Source organism: Burkholderia sp. RF4-BP95, from assembly GCF_001521985.1.
Lineage (GTDB): Bacteria > Pseudomonadota > Gammaproteobacteria > Burkholderiales > Burkholderiaceae > Burkholderia > Burkholderia diffusa.
Genome location: NZ_LOSX01000018.1, coordinates 953,981 through 970,601, shown reverse-complemented (window position 1 = coordinate 970,601; position 16,621 = coordinate 953,981). Strand labels below are relative to the sequence as shown.

Here is a 16,621-nt window from a genome sequence, read left to right as displayed (position 1 = left end):
CGTTGAGCGGGCCGGTAGGGGTTCGCCGGCCGTCGCCACGCAAGAATGCTATCCACGCCGGCCGCTTCCGGCCTCGCCGGAACGGCGTAGGCGACCGGCATCGCATTGCGCCACGAACTTCCCGAGACGACCCGCGAATGATCCAGATCGTAGACGAAATCACCCTCGCGCCCGAGCGCATTCCCGACGTGCTGGCGCTGCTGCGCGACCGATATTTGCCGGGCCACGCGGCGCGCGGACTGACGGCGGCCGGCCGCTGGGTGTCGCCGCCCGTCGCGGTGCCGGGGCAGCCGAGCACGCTGTGGCTGACGTGGCAGGTTGCCGATGCGCCGGCGTACTACCGGATGCGCGCGCTGACCGACGGCGACGTGGTCGCGTTCTGGATGGCCGTCGACGCGCTGTGCGACGCCCGCCGCCGCCATGTGATGACGGACGCCGATGCGCCGCTGCCTGCGCTGACGGAGGTCGAGCATGCGGCATGACACGGCGCAGATATTCGTTTCGGCGACCGACGATGCCGGCGCGTTCGAACGTGCATTGCGCGACGCCGCGCAAGCGTTGCCCGGCGCGACCCGCGTGGCGCTCGCGCGCAATCTGGACGGGTGCTGGAACGCGGGCGACTACACGCTCGACGTGCTGCGCGACGAACGGGCGGCCGACCGCGCGCCGGACTTCACCGCGCTGGCCCGCATACCGGGCGTCGTGCGGATCGACGGCGCCGCATGCCGGGCGATCGGCGGCGGCCTGCGCGAGCCGGCGCTGCGCGACGGCGTATGGCGCACGCTGATGCTGCGCGTGCGGCCGAAGGCCGACGAAGCACAGGTGCGCGACCTCGAGCGCGAACTGCTGCGCATGCCCGCGTTCATGCCCGGCATCCGCAACTGGCGGCTGAGCCGGATCGTGACGCCGGGTGCGTGGACCCACGTCTGGCAACAGGAATTCGCGCACGCCGGCGATCTGCTCGGCGAATACCTGCTGCATCCGTATCACTGGGGCTGGGTCGACCGCCGCTTCGACGCCGAAAGCCCCGACTGGACGGTCGATGCGATCTCGCACGCGTTCTGTCCGCTCGCGTCGAGCCTGCTGGCCGACACGGCCGCGTGACGCGCGGCGCATGCGACCCGCCGCCATGCAAACGACAACCCTGGAGACACCACCATGCGAGCCTTGCTGATCGACCGCGTCGGCCATTCCGACGCGCTGCGAATGGCCGACGTTCCCGCACCGAGGCCGGGCCCCGGCGACGTGCTGATCCGCGTCGCGTACGCGGGCGTCAATCCCGCCGACTGGAAATGCCGCGAAGGCTATCTCGGCGCGTTCATGCAGATCACGTTTCCGTTCGTGATCGGCTTCGACGCGGCCGGTGTGGTCGAGGCGGTCGGCGAGGGCGTGGAAGGTTTCGTGCCGGGGATGCGCGTGTTCGCGCAGACCGACGTCGGCGCGGGGCGCTGGGGCGCGTATGCGGAATACGTCGCGGTGCGGCACGACTCGGTCGTGCGCTTGCCCGACGCGGTCGGCTTCGCGGAAGCGGCCGCCACGCCGACGCCCGCGCTGGCCGCATGGGCCGGCCTGTTCGACGACGGCGCGCTGCGTGACGGGCAAACCGTGCTCGTGCACGGCGGCGCGGGCGCGGTCGGCACGTTCGCGATCCAGCTTGCCGTGCAGGCGGGCGCGCGCGTCGCGGCGACGTGCTCGGCCCGCAATCGCGCGCGCGTCGCGGCGCTCGGCGCGGCGGCGAGCATCGACTATCGCGCGCAGGACATCGCGGCGGCCGTGCGGGCGTGGGCGCCCGGCGGCGTCGATCTCGTGCTCGATGCGGTCGGCGGCGACACGCTGCCCGATGCACTCGACCTGCTGGCACCGGGCGGCACGCTCGTGAACATCATGACGCTCGCGGCCGGCGATGCGGAGCGGCTGGCCGCGCAGGGCGCCGAAGCCGCGCGGCGCGGCCTGCGCACCGCGATGACGTACAGCCGGATGCCGAGCGGCGCCACGCTGGCGGCGATCGCGGAACGGCTCGGCCGGGGCGTGCTGCGCGTGCCGCGCTTCGACAGTTTCCCGCTCGAACAGGCGGCGCGCGCGCTCGATCTCGTTCAAACGGGCGACGCGAAAACCAAGTTCGTGCTGCACGTTGCGGATATCGCGGGCTGACACGGAACGGTCCGCGCACGACACCCCCTTTACCGGAGACATCATGACCGACACCCGAACCGCGACGCTCGCGGGCAAATGCGCGCTCGTGACCGGCGCGAGCCGCGGCATCGGCCGCGCGATCGCGCAGCGCCTCGCGTCGGAGGGCGCGACCGTCGTCGTGACGGCACGCAGCCTCACGCAATCCGCGACGACCGCCGGCACGCTCGCCGAAACGGTCGCGCTGATCGAGCAGGCGGGCGGCCGCGCGATCGCGCTGGCGGCCGACCTGTCGAACCCGGCCGAGCGCGACGCGCTCGTCGGCCGCGCGGCGCAGGCGGCCGGCGGCCTCGACATCCTCGTGAACAACGCGGGCGTGGCCGACTACGCGCGCGTCGACGCGATGCCGATGACGATGTTCGACACGACGATCGAGCACTATCTGCGCATCCCGTTCGCGCTGAGCCAGGCCGCGATTCCGCTGATGCGCGCGCGCGGCGCCGGCTGGATCGTGAACGTCGGCTCGGTCACGGCGCTCGCGCCGCCGCGGCCGTTCGACGATTTCTCGCGCGCGGGCGGCGCGACCGTCTATGCGGCGGTCAAGGCCGCGCTGTCGCGCTTCACGCAAGGGCTCGCGGCCGAGCTCGAAGCCGACGGCATCGCGGTGAACCTGGTCGCGCCGAGCACCGCGATCCGCACGCCGGGCGCGGCCCGCTACATCCCCGAAGGCTATCCGACCGAGGACGTCGCGTATCTCGCGGAAACCGCGCTCGCGCTGTGCAGCCTGCCGGCAAGCGAGCGCACGGGCCTCGTCGCGCACAGCCTGCATTTCCCGCTGTCGCAGGGGCTCGCGGTGCGCTCGCTCGACGGCCGCTCGCCGTTGCCGCCGCCCGTGGTTCCCGCGTACGCGCATCCGCGCATCGACCCGACAGGACTTTGACATGACGACTTCGATTCGCTTCGACGGCGGTACCGCCGTGATCACCGGCGCGGCCAGCGGTATCGGCAGCGGGCTCGCGCGCCATGCCGCCGGGCTCGGCATGCGCGTGGTGCTGGCCGATCTCGACCCGGCGAAGCTCGACGCATTCGCCGCGACGCTCGACACCGACGTCCTGTGCGTGCCGACGGACGTCAGCCGCCCGGAAGCCGTCGACGCGCTGGCCGACGCCGCGTGGCGGCGCTTCGGCGGCGTCGACCTGCTGTTCAACAACGCGGGCGTGATGGCGACCGGCTTCAGCTGGGAAATCACGCCGGAACGGTTCGAGCGCAGTTTCGCGATCAACGTGCACGGCGTGCTGAACGGGATTCGCAGCTTCGTGCCGCGCATGCTCGAGCGCAACGTGCCCGCGCGCATCGTCAATACCGCGTCGGTCGGCGGGTTCCTGCCGAGCCCGTTGATGTCGCCTTACTCGGCGACGAAATTCGCGGTGGTCGCGCTGACCGAATCGCTGTACGGCGAACTGAAGATGCTCGGCGCGCCGGTCGGCGTGTCGCTGCTCGCGCCGGGCCCGGTGCAGACGGGCATCTTCAACGCCCCGTTCGGTGCCGCGCACGACCGGCCCGAAGTGCAGGGCTTCGTCGACACGATGCGCGCGATGCTGAACGCGCACGGGCTCACGCCCGACGCATTCGCGGCGCGGGCGTTCGACGGCATTCGTGACGGGCGTTACTGGCTGATTCCGCAGCCGGAGACGATCGACGGCGCGCTGCAGCGGCGCACCGCGGACATCCTCGCCGCGCGCGATCCGTCGCTGCCGTCGTTGTGACGGGGGGACGCGGGCCGGCCGACCGACGCGGCCGGCTCGCGCAAGGTTACATGTGCGTGCCGGCGCGCGTGCGGCCGCCTGGATCGCCGCCGCGGTCGGGCGGCGTATTGTTCTGATCGATCTTCGCGAGCACGAGGCCGGCATGCGGCAGCGCGGCGGGCGAACGGTAGGCGGCCTGAGCGACCGGGTCGTGCGGCGACGTGGCGGAAAAAACGGATGGCGTCGCGCCCGGTTGAGCGAATGCCGTGAGGGATGCTGCCGCGAGGGCGGCGGCGACGATCGCGTGCGTGTTCATGGCAACTCCTTCTTCACGACTGACTGCGGGACAACGCATTCAGTCTAGGGCGCGAAACTTAACGCGTCGTGAAGGAGCGGCGGCGCGCGGATGACAGGATGTTCATGCGGTCATCGGCGCGCCGTGACGGTCACGCGGATGCGGCGACCAGCGCGCAGAAGTTCTCGAGATCGACGTTGCCGCCGCTGATCACGATGCCGACGCGCTTGCCTTTCAGTTCGTCCTTCATCCGGCGCGCGGCCGCGAGCGACAGGCAGCCGGTCGGCTCGACGACAATCTTCATACGGGTCGCGAAGAAGCGCATGCAGTCGACCAGTTCCGCGTCGGTCGCGGTCAGGATGTCGTCGACGTCGCGCCGCAGGATCGGGAACGTCAGGTTGCCGAGGTGCTGCGTCTGCGCGCCGTCGGCGATCGTGCGCGGCGTGTCGATGTGGACGATCGACCCGGACCGGAACGATTGCTGTCCGTCGTTGCCGGCTTCCGGCTCGACGCCGTACAGCTTCGCTTGCGGCGACAGCGCGCGCGTCGCGAGCGCCGTACCCGACAGCAGGCCGCCGCCGCCGAGCGGCGTGAACACGGCGTCGAGCGGCCCGACTTCGTCGAACAGTTCCTTCGCCGCCGTGCCCTGGCCCGCGATCACGTCCGCGTGGTCGTACGGCGGCACCAGCGTGAGCCCGTGCTGCTCCGCGAGCGCGCGGCCGATCTGCTCGCGGTCCTCGGTATAGCGGTCGTAGGTCACGACGTTGCCGCCGTAGCCGCGCGTCGCGGCCATCTTCGCGGCCGGCGCGTCCTGCGGCATCACGATCGTCGCCGGGATGCCGAGAATGCGCGCCGACAGCGCGATCGCCTGCGCATGGTTGCCGGACGAGAACGCGACGACGCCGTTGCGGCGCTGCGTCGCGTCGAAGCGCGACAGCGCGTTGAACGCGCCGCGGAACTTGAACGCGCCCATGCGCTGCAGGTTCTCGCACTTGAAGAACACCTGCGCGCCGAGCGCTTCGTCGATCGTTCGCGACGTCATCACGGGCGTGCGGTGCGCGTGGCCGTCGAGCCGTGCCGCGGCGGCCGCGACGTCGTCGTAGGTGGGGAGGGTCGGAGTATTCATGAGTCGCTCGTCGGAAGAGTCGGTCAACAGGGCGCGCGTCCGTCACGCGCAGGGTCATTTCGCATCGTTGTATACGGTGGCGCGCGACACGCCGAGGTGCTGCGACACGATTTCCATCGCGCGCCGCACCTCGAGGAAGCCGTCGGCCTTCAGCGTCTGCATCAGCTCGCGGCGCTGGTCGGTCTTCAGCTCGCGCGGCGTGGTCGCGAGGCGCGTCGCGAACGCGTCGATGCGCTGCCGGATCGCATCCGCGCCGGCCGGGTCGAGCGTTTCGGCGACCGGCGCGCCTTCGGTGCTGCAGAACTGGTTCAGCATCCCCTGGAAACCGCGGAACAGCGTGACGTCCGCGTTCAGGCACAGCGCGGCCACATAGCGGCCGCTCGAATCCTTGATGCCGATCGACGTGCTTTTCGCGGTGCGGCCGTCGGCGAAGCGGTTCGCGTAGTTCGCGAGCACTTGCGGGAAGTCGTCGTCCTCGATGCGCGCGAGCCCGAGTTCGGTCGCCGGATCGCCGATCGCGCGGCCCGACAGGTTGTTGTGGATCGCGAGGATCGCGTGCTCCGGCGTGCGCAGGTCGTGCACGACGACTTCGGTGAACGGCGCGAACATGGCGCCGAGCCCTTCGGCGATGCGCAGCACCTGCTCGATCAGCGACGCCTGTTCCGACTGCGGCCTGGGGCGGGGCGTGGTCATGTATTGGCCTCGCGCGCGGGCGCGTCGGTCGTTTCCGGGCGCGTGATGTCGGCCATCAGCGGGCGGGCGATCCGCACGTAGTCGGACGCGTCGAGCACGACCGAGCGGTCGAGGCGGCCCGCGTTGAACGCGATTTCGTCGTTGAGTTCGATCAGCGCGGGGTCGACGACGAGCGTCACGTTCGGGTCGAACACGAACGGCGGCACGGCGCCCATCACGCAGCGCGTGACCGTGGCGGCGAGTTCGGGCGGCGCGAGCGTCGCCTTGCGGCGGCCGACCGCGTCGGCGACCTTGCGGAAATCGATCTTCAGATGGCCAGGGATGACCGCGAGCGCGGTGATGTCGCCGCCGTCCTTGAACGTGCAGAGCATCGCCTTCGCGCCCTGTTCGGGACGCGTGCCGCGAATCGCGGCGATCACGTCGCATTTGCCTTCGGCCGGGTGGTCCAGCACGCGGAACCGCGCGCCGGAGGTGTTCAGCAGCTCGCACAGCGCGTCGAAAACGGGATAGTCGCTCATGTCGATCCGGGCAGGAGGGGGCGCATCGCGGTACGCGGGGGACGACGCGCTTCGGTTCGTCGTCGATGAATTGTCCAAGTATAGACGTTTTGTCATGCGCGTGGCAAAGGCCCGAAGCATGGGCCGCCGCGTTTGTCGTCCCACCAACTGCCGAAAGGCCGTTTCATATCGCGGAATGCGTGGAGAATTCCCGCCGCACGGCCGTCCCGCCGCTTGAAAACCTGTTTTGCATCGCAAAACGCATTGCTTATCTCATTGAAAAACAAGCGAAATTTATATCTTATGTCTTATATAAGACTTCGCCGAAAGCGCATCGGGCGGCGTTACCATTGAGTCCATGCAGTTCGCTTCGTCACACGGAGCGGGCACGCTGAACCCTTTACTCAAATGCGCTTCGTTCCCAGGAGATTGACATGTCCCAATATCAAGACGACATCAAGGCAGTGGCTGGCTTGAAGGAAAACCACGGCAGCGCGTGGAATGCCATCAGCCCCGAGTATGCCGCCCGCATGCGTGCCCAGAACAAGTTCAAGACGGGCCTCGACATCGCCAAGTACACCGCGAAGATCATGCGCGCCGACATGGCCGCGTACGATGCCGATCCGGCCAAGTACACGCAGTCGCTGGGTTGCTGGCACGGCTTCATCGGCCAGCAGAAGATGATCTCCATCAAGAAGCACTTCAACAGCACCGAACGCCGTTACCTGTACCTGTCGGGCTGGATGGTCGCCGCGCTGCGCTCGGAGTTCGGCCCGCTGCCGGACCAGTCGATGCACGAAAAGACCTCGGTCAGCGCGCTGATCCGCGAGCTGTACACGTTCCTGCGCCAGGCCGACGCACGTGAACTCGGCGGCTTGTTCCGCGAGCTGGATGCCGCCAAGGATGCCGCTGCGAAAGCCGCCATCCAGGAAAAGATCGACAACCACGTGACGCACGTCGTGCCGATCATCGCCGACATCGACGCCGGTTTCGGCAACGCCGAAGCGACGTACCTGCTGGCCAAGCAGTTCATCGAGGCGGGCGCGTGCTGCATCCAGATCGAGAACCAGGTGTCCGACGAGAAGCAGTGCGGCCACCAGGACGGCAAGGTGACCGTGCCGCACGAGGACTTCCTCGCGAAGATCCGCGCGATCCGCTACGCGTTCCTGGAGCTGGGCGTGGACGACGGCATCATCGTCGCCCGTACCGACTCGCTCGGCGCCGGCCTGACCAAGCAGATCGCCGTGACCAACGCGCCGGGCGACCTGGGCGACCAGTACAACGCGTTCCTCGACTGCGAAGAGCTGTCGGCTGACCAGCTGGGCAACGGCGACGTCGTCATCAAGCGCGACGGCAAGCTGCTGCGTCCGAAGCGCCTGCCGAGCAACCTGTTCCAGTTCCGCGCGGGCACGGGCGAAGCACGTTGCGTGCTCGATTGCATCACGTCGCTGCAGAACGGCGCCGACCTGCTGTGGATCGAAACGGAAAAGCCGCACATCGCGCAGATCGGCGGCATGGTCAGCGAAATCCGCAAGGTCATCCCGAACGCGAAGCTGGTGTACAACAACAGCCCGTCGTTCAACTGGACGCTGAACTTCCGTCAGCAGGCGTACGACGCGATGAAGGCAGCGGGCAAGGACGTGTCGGCATACGACCGTGCGCAGCTGATGAGCGTCGAGTACGACGAGACCGAACTGGCCAAGCTCGCCGACGAGAAGATCCGTACGTTCCAGGCCGATGCATCGCGTGAAGCAGGCATCTTCCATCACCTGATCACGCTGCCGACGTACCACACCGCCGCGCTGTCGACCGACAACCTCGCGAAGGAATACTTCGGCGACCAGGGCATGCTCGGTTACGTGGCCGGCGTGCAGCGCAAGGAAATCCGTCAGGGCATCGCGTGCGTCAAGCACCAGAACATGTCCGGCTCGGATATCGGCGACGACCACAAGGAATACTTCAGCGGCGAAGCAGCACTGAAGGCGGCGGGCAAGGACAACACGATGAACCAGTTCTCGTAATCGTCATACCCGCGGCACGACGCCAACCCGTTCATGACGGGTTGGCGTTTTTTTTATCCGCGCACGGCCTTCACGACGTACTGGCTCGTCGGCACCACGTCGATCTTGTCGAAATCAATGAAGCGTCCGCAGCTGTCCATCATTTCCGCGACGTTGCGCTGGAATTTCTCCTCGTCGCCGACCGCATCGAAGAACGCGTACGGATCGGTCATCGCGGCGGCCGGGAAGCATTCCTCGACGATCGCGTCGTAGCCGGGCGCCGCATGCGTGAGCACGCGCACGACCACGTTCTGCACGTACAGGAAATTGTCCTGCGTATCGATCGCGACGCGCGTGTGATGGCCGTGCCATACGTCGAGCCATGCTTCGTGCGTGAGGCGCGGCGGGCGCTTCAGGAATGCGAGCTGCGAGAAGCCGCTCGTGCGCTCGCCGGGCTGCGCAGGAAAGCGCGTGTTCGGAATCGGCTGCGACTCCGTGACGAGATACGCGGCCATGTGCGGGACGATCGCGCGCACCGCGTCGTCGAACGGCTGACGGAACATCGGGTTCGCGCTGTCGATCCACATCGCGACGATGCCGTCGATGCCCGGGTGCGTGTTGGTCTGCTTCAGGCCGGCGGCCGGCGCGACATCGGCGTCGGCAACGTTGACCTGCACGCCGTGCGCGCCTAGCGACAGCAGCTTGTCGGCGAGCTGCGCGCGCACGCTGCGGCTCCACTGCTCGGGCGCGGCCTGTGCATCGCGCCACAACACGTAAATGACTTTCTCCATTGCTCCGGCTCCAAAGGGAATGACGAGGTCGGCGGCGCTGCCGCCGGGTTTCAGGAAGCGCTGACGGCCGGATCGGTCGCACCGGATGCGTCGCGCGCGCCCGGTGCGAAGCGGTTGGCGGTCAGCGTGAACGACGGCGGAATCGGCGACGTGACGGTTTCGAACAGGCGCTCGTGACGCGTCGCATGAATGCGCCACACGCCGTCGCGCTTCACGTACTGGTCGTCGTAGAACGCGGTGCCGTGCAGCAGGTAGTTATCCTCAAGATTGATCGCATGATCCTCGAGAAACCACACGCCGCACGCGTGATCGGCGGACACCAGCGTGAGCTCGGGGTGGTGGCCGTGATGCATCGTCAGGAAGGTCGGCTTGCCGATCAGTTCGCGCAGGCTGGACACGAACGCGTCGCGGCCGTCGTACGCATAGCGGCCGCCGTACAGGCGCGCCTCGCAATCCTCGGTCATGCATTGCGCGAGCAGCGACCAGTCGTGCGTGTCGACCGCGCGGAAATACCGGTACTTCAGCTTGCGGATCTGCTCGTACTCGTGGAGCGTGCGGGTCGTCTCGTCCATCGCCGTGTCTCGTGGTGGTGTCGTTCGATGGTAGGAACGAAGCCGCCTGCATCACATCGTCTGTTCGGACGAACGCCGCGGGGGCTGCGTTCAACCTTGCCGATACACGGAATCGGGGTTCATCCAAACAGGTGATGGCCGGCCTTCCTTGCGCCTGTAACGTGGCGTCGACGCGGCTTCGATCCGCGCACACGAGACCAAGGAGACGGCATGACCCCGATCGAACGAATGGAAGCGCGCGTGCGCAGGCTGGAGGACGCCGACGCGATCCGCCGCCTGAAGGCGCGCTACTTCACGTGCTGCGACCGGAAGGATCCGCAAGGGATGCGCGACTGCTTCGCGCCCGGCACCGTGCACATCGACTACGGCCGGATCGGCACGTTCGACCACCGCGACGCGCTCGTCGACGTGTTCGAGCGGCTCGGCTGCCACCCGCACATCGTCGAGATGCATCACGGCGTGAATCCCGACATCACCGTGCTCGACGACACGCATGCGCGCGGCACGTGGGGCCTGCATTACCAGATGCTCGACACCAACGCGCGCACGCTCACGCAGCTCGGCGCGACCTACGACGACGAATACCGGAAGGTCGACGGCGAATGGAAGATCGTGAGCACGCGCTGCGTCGTCACGTCGACGCTCTCTGCCAGCTACGACGGCGATGCGCCGGGCGTGCTGTTCGCCGGCGCGCAGCCGCCTGCCGCGTGACGACGCGCACTACCCACGCAGGTTGAAAAGCAATCCTCAGGAGACATCGAACATGGCACAGAACAACGAGGCGCCGGTCGCCGTCGTGACGGGCGCGTCGCGCGGCGCGGGCAAGGGCATCGCGCGCGCGCTCGGTGCGGCCGGCATGACCGTCTACGTGACGGGCCGCTCGCAGAACGAAGGCGACGCGCCGCTGCCCGGCACGATCCACGAAACGGCGCGCGAGATCGACGCGCTCGGCGGCCGCGGAATCGCCGTCGCGTGCGACCACGCGGACGACGCACAGGTGAAGGCGCTGTTCGAGCGCGTCGAACGCGACAGCGGGCGGCTCGACATCCTCGTCAACAACGCGACCTACCTGCACGACCAATTGATCATGCCGGGCCCGTTCTGGGAGAAGTCGCTCGACCTCGTGAACATCCTCGACGTCGGGCTGCGCTCGGCGTACGTCGCGAGCTGGCACGCCGCGCCGCTGATGGCGAGGCGCCGCAGCGGGTTGATCGCGTTCACGTCGTCGTTCGGCGCGAGCTGCTACATGCACGGCGCCGCGTACGGTGCGCAGAAGTCCGGCGTCGACAAGTTCGCGAAGGACATGGCCGTCGACCTGAAACCGTTCGACGTCGCGGCCGTGTCGATCTGGATGGGGCCGCTGCGCACCGAACGCACGACGCGCGTGTGGGACGAGCATCCGGATCTCTACAAGGAATTCTCGCTCGTTGCCGAAAGCCCGGAATTCACCGGCCGCGTGATTCATGCGATCCACGCCGATCCGCAGCGCATGGCGCTGTCGGGGCAGGTGCTGGTCGGCGCGGAAGCCGCGCTGCAGTATGGCATCGCGGATGTCGACGGCAAGCAGCCGCCGTCGTATCGCGAACTGCTTGGCGGGCCGGTGCAGGCTCATCCGGCGATCGTCGCTTAAGGAGTGCAGATGGGCATCCTCGAAGGCAAGGTCGCGCTCGTGACGGGCGCGGGGCAGGGCGTCGGGCAAGGCGTCGCGCACGCGCTCGCGGCCGAAGGCGCACAGGTGGCCGTGGTCGGCCGCACGCGCGACAAGCTCGTCGCGACCTGCGACGCGATCCGCGCTCGCGGCGGTATCGCGGAGCCGTTCGTGTGCGACGTGATGGACGCCGCGCAGATCGCGCGCTGCGTCGATGCGGTCGTCGAGCGGTTTCGCGGCGTGCAGATCCTGATCAACAACGCGCAGGTCGTGCCGCTCGGCCGCCTGCTCGACGTGAGCGACACGGATTTTCTCGCGGGCCTCGAGTCGGGGCCGATCGCGACGCTGCGAATGATGCGCGCGTGCCATCCGCATCTGAAGGGCGATGGCGTGATCGTCAATTTCGCGTCGTCGGCCGCGGTGCGCTGGGACGCGTCGGGCTATGGCGCCTACGCGGCGACCAAGGAAGCGATTCGCGCGCTCACGCGTGCGGCGGCATGCGAATGGGGCGCCGACGGCATCCGCGTGAACGCGGTCGCGCCGCATGCGCTGTCGCCGGGGCTGAAGGGCTGGATCGACGCGAATCCGGACGAAGCGGCCGCGTTCTTCCGCACGATCCCGCTCGGCCGCGTCGGCGACTGCGAGCAGGACATCGGGCGCGCGATCGTGTTTCTCGCGAGCCGCGACGCCGCGTACCTGACGGGCGCCACGCTGCCGCTCGACGGCGGGCAGGCGTACTGGGGCTGACGGCGAACGCGAAGCACATCAAGGGCCGGCACCGATGCGCGTGGCAGCGCGTCGCGGCCGGCAAACCGGAATCGGAGAGCATCGAGGAGAGAGCGACATGGGTCGACTGGAAGGAAAGGTGGCGATCGTCACGGGCGGCGCGCGCGGGATGGGCGCCGCGACATGCAGGCTGTTCGTCGAGCAGGGCGCGCGCGTCGTGATCGGCGACGTGCTCGACGCGGAAGGCGAGGCGCTTGCGCGCGAACTCGGCGACGCGGCACGCTTCATGCGACTCGACGTGAGCGACGAGGCGAACTGGGCGCGTGTCGCCGATGCGACCGTCGAGCAGTTCGGCCGCATCGACGTGCTCGTGAACAACGCGGCCGTGCTGATGTTCGGCGCGATCACCGAATTGTCGAAACGGGATTTCGAGCGCGCGGTATCGATCAATCTCGTCGGCACCTTCGTCGGCATTCGCACGATCGCGCCGCGCATGATCGCGCAGAAGAGCGGGTCGATCGTCAACATCTCGTCGGTGGACGGGCTGCGCGGCGTGAACGCGCTGGCCGCCTACGTATCGAGCAAATGGGGCGTGCGCGGCCTGACGAAGGTGGCGGCGCTCGAACTCGGCCACCAGGGCGTGCGCGTGAATTCGATCCATCCCGGTGGCGTCAACACCGCGATGTCGAATCCGACCGGCGCGCCGCTCGACGAGATCAACAAGCACTACACGCACGTGCCGCTGCAGCGCGTCGGCTTGCCAGACGAAATCGCGCGCGCGACGCTGTTTCTCGCGAGCGACGAAGCGTCGTACTGCAACGGTGCCGAACTGTCCGTCGACGGCGGGATGGCGGCAGGCGCGTATTACCCCGGATTGCCGGGCGCGCCGTTTTGAGCGGTAGCGCACACGACGCATGCGCGATGGATGTTTGTGTGCGCAACCTAATTCAGGGTTTGCCTGAGTAGCGAAAACACGAATCTGCGCCGCGATCGTTCGCGTGCATCGCATGCGAACCTGTCGCGCGATTTTTCCGTTTTCGCGAAACCCTTGCAGGACGGACGTTCCAGCCGTTTCGTCCCCAAAGCTCACGCGTCGGTGCAGTGAAAAGGACGCGCCGGCAAGCGGCATGCCGGCGTGTCGTCACAGTTGTTTCTTGTTGCAACGCAACGCCCGCACGATAACGGCGATGGTATGCTGGCCGGCATGGAGTTGTACGGCAGGTTGCTTGCATGGCGAAACTCGCGTTCGCACGCTCATACGAGACATCACATTCTCTCGCCCGCATCGCGGCATCGACACGCGCTCCGCTCGCGTGTCCCGCCTTGCGCGTCGCTGCTTCCTGCGCTCCGATCGCATTCCCCATCTCGCGGGCGCGTCCCGCATCCCCCATCCCCGCCCAATAGTCTGGAGACATTTCCATGTCGCAAAACAATCTGGCCGAAGCGACGCACGGCCCGCTGATCGCTCCCCCGGCATTCGTCAAGCATCGCAAACTGATCGACTGGGTGTCGCGTATCGCGGCGCTCACGGAGCCCGACCGCGTCGTCTGGTGCGACGGCTCGCAGGAAGAAAACGACGCGCTGTGCCAGGCGATGGTCGATCAGGGCACGCTCACGCGCCTGAATCCGGCGAAGCGCCCGAACTCGTATCTCGCGCAGTCCGATCCGTCCGACGTCGCGCGCGTCGAGGACCGCACCTTCATCTGCACCGAATCGCCCGACGACGTCGGCCCGACCAACAACTGGATCGCGCCGGAAGAAATGCGCGAGACGCTGAACGGTCTGTTCCGCGGTTCGATGCGCGGCCGCACGCTGTACGTCGTGCCGTTCTCGATGGGCCCGCTCGGCTCGCCGATCGCGCACGTCGGCGTCGAGCTGTCGGACAGCCCGTACGTGGCCGTGAACATGCGGATCATGACGCGCATGGGCCGCGACGTCTATGACGTGCTCGGCGAGGACGGCGAATTCGTGCCGTGCGTGCACAGCGTCGGCCATCCGCTCGAAGCGGGCCAGAAGGACGTGCCGTGGCCATGCAACCCGGTCAAGTACATCGTGCACTTCCCCGATACGCGCGAGATCTGGAGCTTCGGCTCGGGCTACGGCGGCAACGCGCTGCTCGGCAAGAAGTGTTTCGCGCTGCGCATCGCGTCGACGATGGGCCGCGACCAGGGCTGGCTCGCCGAACACATGCTGATCCTCGGCGTGACGTCGCCGGCCGGCAAGAAGTATCACGTCGCGGCGGCGTTCCCGTCCGCGTGCGGCAAGACCAACTTCGCGATGCTGATCCCGCCTCAGGGTTTCGACGGCTGGAAGGTCACGACGATCGGCGACGACATCGCGTGGCTGAAGCCGGGCCGTGATGGGCGCCTATATGCGATCAATCCGGAAGCCGGTTTCTTCGGCGTCGCGCCGGGCACGGGCGTGAAGACCAACCCGAACGCGATCGCGACGCTGAAGGAAAACGTGATCTTCACGAACGTCGCGCTGACGGAAGACGGCGACGTGTGGTGGGAAGGCCTGACCGAAACGCCGCCCGCGAAGCTGACCGACTGGCAGGGCAACCCGTGGACGCCGGAGATCGGCAAGGAAACCGGCCGCAAGGCCGCGCACCCGAACTCGCGCTTCACGGCGCCGGCATCGCAATGCCCGTCGATCGACGCGGACTGGGAAAATCCGGCCGGCGTGCCGATCGACGCGTTCATCTTCGGCGGCCGTCGCTCGACGACCGTGCCGCTCGTGACCGAGGCGCGCGACTGGATCGAAGGCGTGTACATGGCCGCGACGATGGGCTCGGAGACGACCGCCGCGGCTGCCGGCCAGCAGGGCGTCGTGCGCCGCGACCCGTTCGCGATGCTGCCGTTCTGCGGCTACAACATGAGCGATTATTTCGCGCACTGGCTGAAGCTCGGCAAGCAGATCGAAGGCGCCGGCGCCACGCTGCCGAAGATCTACTGCGTGAACTGGTTCCGCAAGGACGCGAACGGCAAGTTCGTGTGGCCGGGCTTCGGCGAGAACATGCGCGTGCTGAAATGGATGCTCGATCGCCTCGAGGGCAACGGCGGCGGCGGCGACCATGCGTTCGGCGTGTCGCCGGCCTATGACGACCTGCACTGGGACGGGCTCGACTTCACGCGCGAGCAGTTCGAGGCGGTGACGTCGATGAACGCCGGCGAATGGCGCGAGGAACTGAAGCTGCATGCGGCGCTGTTCGACACGCTGAAGCTGCGTCTGCCGGCCGAACTGACCGACACGATGAAGAAGATCGAGCAGCGCATCGGCGGCTGACGATCCGGGTCGAAGCAACGAAGCAACGAAGTAACGAGGTAGTGGCATGAACGTCCCGCCGCCGGCATGCATCGCCGGCGGCGGGACGTTTCGTTTCTGCTTCGTTTCAGCGTTGCGCGTGTTGCGCCGGCGGTGCGCTTACGAGCCGCAATGCGCGACCACTTCGTTCACCGCGCGCTGCACGTCGCCGCGCCGGTAGCGCAGCAGCGCGATATCGGCCGGATCGGGTTCGTACGACACGACGTTGCCGCGCCCCGTGTAGATCGCCATGTCGGGCAGCAGCGGATGCTCCTGATCGAGCGACGGCACCGGCTGCGGATTGCCGGCCGCGCGGAAGAAGGCCGCGAAGTAGTCGGCGAAGCTCAGGTTCTCGTCGCCGACGAGATACGCCTTGCCGGATGCGCCGCGTTGCAGCGCGCCCCAGATCGCTTCCGACAGCGATTGCGTCGAGATGAAGTTGCTGCCGCCGGCCGGCCCGTACACCGGCAGGCCGGCGAGCTTGCCCTGCGCATAGCCCGTGTACGCGGCGAACATCTCGTTGCGCAGCCCCGGCACCGACCCGACGACGAACGGCGCATTGACGCTGCACACCGCGAACGAAGGCGACGCGAGCGCGCGCACGCGTTCGTCGGCGAGATGGCGCGAGCGCACGTACGGCACCGTGTCGACGAGCGCCGGCGCGACCTGCGGATAGAAGCTGCCGACCAGCACCGCGCGCTTCACGCCCGCATCGCGCGCGAGCGCGAAGAAGCGCGGCACCGCGTCGACGTTCGCGCGTTCCCAGTGCGCGGCTTCGTCGGTGCCGGGCGGCAGGTGACGGATGTCGTTGCCTGCTGCGAACACGATTGCGTCGAACGGCGCGAGATCGTCGCGCGTGACGGTGCCGGCCACGTAGTCGCGCAGCAGCACGTCGAATTGCGCGAGTGCGCTGCCCGGCGCGGGCAGCTTGCGGGCGGCGAGCGTCACGTCGTTGCCTTGCGCGTGCAGATGCAGCGCGGCGTGGCCGCCGATGAGGCCGGTGCCGCCGATGATCAGGATTTTCATGGTGTCTCCGAGGGCGGCGCTGGCGCGCCGCATGAATTGAACCGACGATTGAACGGGTGAAGCCGCGCG

Annotated in this window: 18 protein-coding genes; 11 read left to right on the top strand and 7 right to left on the bottom strand. The window is 68.0% G+C overall.

Features of this window, described 5'->3' with window-relative positions; all coding sequences use genetic code 11:
• Positions 1–137 precede the first annotated feature (137 nt).
• From WS46_RS08800 to WS46_RS08780, 5 genes are read left to right on the top strand one after another with little or no spacing between them, the layout of a single operon-like run.
• Positions 138–482, top strand: a complete 345-nt coding sequence (locus tag WS46_RS08800; protein WP_059690166.1) for a hypothetical protein — start codon at positions 138–140, stop codon at positions 480–482.
• Positions 472–1,104: a Dabb family protein gene (locus tag WS46_RS08795; RefSeq protein ID WP_059690165.1), complete on the top strand. Its 633-nt coding sequence runs from the start codon at positions 472–474 to the stop codon at positions 1,102–1,104. Before WS46_RS08800 ends, WS46_RS08795 begins: the two co-directional genes overlap by 11 nt.
• Positions 1,105–1,158: 54 nt before the next feature.
• Positions 1,159–2,151, top strand: a complete 993-nt coding sequence (locus WS46_RS08790) for an NADP-dependent oxidoreductase (protein WP_059690164.1) — start codon at positions 1,159–1,161, stop codon at positions 2,149–2,151.
• Positions 2,152–2,194: 43 nt separating this feature from the next.
• Positions 2,195–3,070, top strand: coding sequence for an SDR family NAD(P)-dependent oxidoreductase (locus tag WS46_RS08785; RefSeq protein ID WP_059690163.1), 876 nt, complete (start codon positions 2,195–2,197; stop codon positions 3,068–3,070).
• 1 nt (position 3,071) lies between these two features.
• Entirely contained in the window at positions 3,072–3,896 is an 825-nt protein-coding gene (locus WS46_RS08780) for an SDR family NAD(P)-dependent oxidoreductase (protein WP_059690162.1), read from the top strand.
• 46 nt (positions 3,897–3,942) lie between these two features.
• On the opposite strand, the gene WS46_RS08775 is transcribed toward WS46_RS08780, so the two are convergent.
• From WS46_RS08775 to WS46_RS08760, 4 genes are all read right to left on the bottom strand, one after another.
• Complete coding sequence (locus WS46_RS08775; RefSeq protein ID WP_059690161.1) at positions 3,943–4,191, bottom strand: hypothetical protein; 249 nt, start codon at positions 4,189–4,191, stop codon at positions 3,943–3,945.
• A 130-nt stretch (positions 4,192–4,321) separates the two neighbouring features.
• Complete coding sequence (locus WS46_RS08770; protein WP_059690160.1) at positions 4,322–5,296, bottom strand: threo-3-hydroxy-L-aspartate ammonia-lyase; 975 nt, start codon at positions 5,294–5,296, stop codon at positions 4,322–4,324.
• A gap of 54 nt (positions 5,297–5,350) precedes the next feature.
• A complete protein-coding gene (locus tag WS46_RS08765; RefSeq protein WP_059450358.1) occupies positions 5,351–5,989 on the bottom strand; it encodes a transcriptional regulator in 639 nt (212 codons plus the stop codon).
• Positions 5,986–6,507 carry a YbaK/prolyl-tRNA synthetase associated domain-containing protein gene (locus WS46_RS08760; protein WP_059690159.1) on the bottom strand — a complete coding sequence of 174 codons (522 nt, stop codon included), beginning with the start codon at positions 6,505–6,507 and terminating at the stop codon, positions 5,986–5,988. The genes WS46_RS08765 and WS46_RS08760 overlap by 4 nt, the downstream gene beginning before the upstream one ends.
• A 413-nt stretch (positions 6,508–6,920) precedes the next feature.
• On the opposite strand from WS46_RS08760, the gene WS46_RS08755 reads away from it, so the two are divergent.
• The gene (locus tag WS46_RS08755) at positions 6,921–8,507 is read left to right on the top strand and encodes an isocitrate lyase (protein WP_059525594.1); all 1,587 of its coding nucleotides are present in this window, start codon (positions 6,921–6,923) and stop codon (positions 8,505–8,507) included.
• Positions 8,508–8,560: 53 nt separating this feature from the next.
• Here WS46_RS08755 and WS46_RS08750 read toward each other — a convergent pair whose 3' ends face one another.
• Together WS46_RS08750 and WS46_RS08745 are read right to left on the bottom strand one after the other, a co-directional pair.
• Complete coding sequence (locus tag WS46_RS08750; RefSeq protein WP_059690158.1) at positions 8,561–9,277, bottom strand: EthD domain-containing protein; 717 nt, start codon at positions 9,275–9,277, stop codon at positions 8,561–8,563.
• A gap of 50 nt (positions 9,278–9,327) precedes the next feature.
• Positions 9,328–9,849, bottom strand: a complete 522-nt coding sequence (locus WS46_RS08745; RefSeq protein WP_059690157.1) for a nuclear transport factor 2 family protein — start codon at positions 9,847–9,849, stop codon at positions 9,328–9,330.
• A gap of 210 nt (positions 9,850–10,059) precedes the next feature.
• Here WS46_RS08745 and WS46_RS08740 point away from each other — a divergent pair, with 210 nt between their 5' ends.
• The 5 genes from WS46_RS08740 (at position 10,060) to WS46_RS08720 (ending at position 15,508) form a co-directional block, all read left to right on the top strand.
• Entirely contained in the window at positions 10,060–10,560 is a 501-nt protein-coding gene (locus WS46_RS08740; protein WP_059690156.1) for a nuclear transport factor 2 family protein, read from the top strand.
• A 52-nt stretch (positions 10,561–10,612) separates the two neighbouring features.
• Entirely contained in the window at positions 10,613–11,479 is an 867-nt protein-coding gene (locus WS46_RS08735) for an SDR family NAD(P)-dependent oxidoreductase (RefSeq protein WP_059690155.1), read from the top strand.
• A 9-nt stretch (positions 11,480–11,488) separates the two neighbouring features.
• The gene (locus WS46_RS08730; protein ID WP_059690154.1) at positions 11,489–12,244 is read left to right on the top strand and encodes an SDR family NAD(P)-dependent oxidoreductase; all 756 of its coding nucleotides are present in this window, start codon (positions 11,489–11,491) and stop codon (positions 12,242–12,244) included.
• A 97-nt stretch (positions 12,245–12,341) separates the two neighbouring features.
• Positions 12,342–13,118: a glucose 1-dehydrogenase gene (locus WS46_RS08725; protein ID WP_059690153.1), complete on the top strand. Its 777-nt coding sequence runs from the start codon at positions 12,342–12,344 to the stop codon at positions 13,116–13,118.
• Between the two features lie 524 nt (positions 13,119–13,642).
• Positions 13,643–15,508, top strand: a complete 1,866-nt coding sequence (locus tag WS46_RS08720) for a phosphoenolpyruvate carboxykinase (GTP) (protein ID WP_059690152.1) — start codon at positions 13,643–13,645, stop codon at positions 15,506–15,508.
• Positions 15,509–15,646: 138 nt separating this feature from the next.
• On the opposite strand, the gene WS46_RS08715 is transcribed toward WS46_RS08720, so the two are convergent.
• The gene (locus WS46_RS08715; RefSeq protein ID WP_059690151.1) at positions 15,647–16,552 is read right to left on the bottom strand and encodes an NAD(P)-dependent oxidoreductase; all 906 of its coding nucleotides are present in this window, start codon (positions 16,550–16,552) and stop codon (positions 15,647–15,649) included.
• Positions 16,553–16,621: the final 69 nt, after the last annotated feature.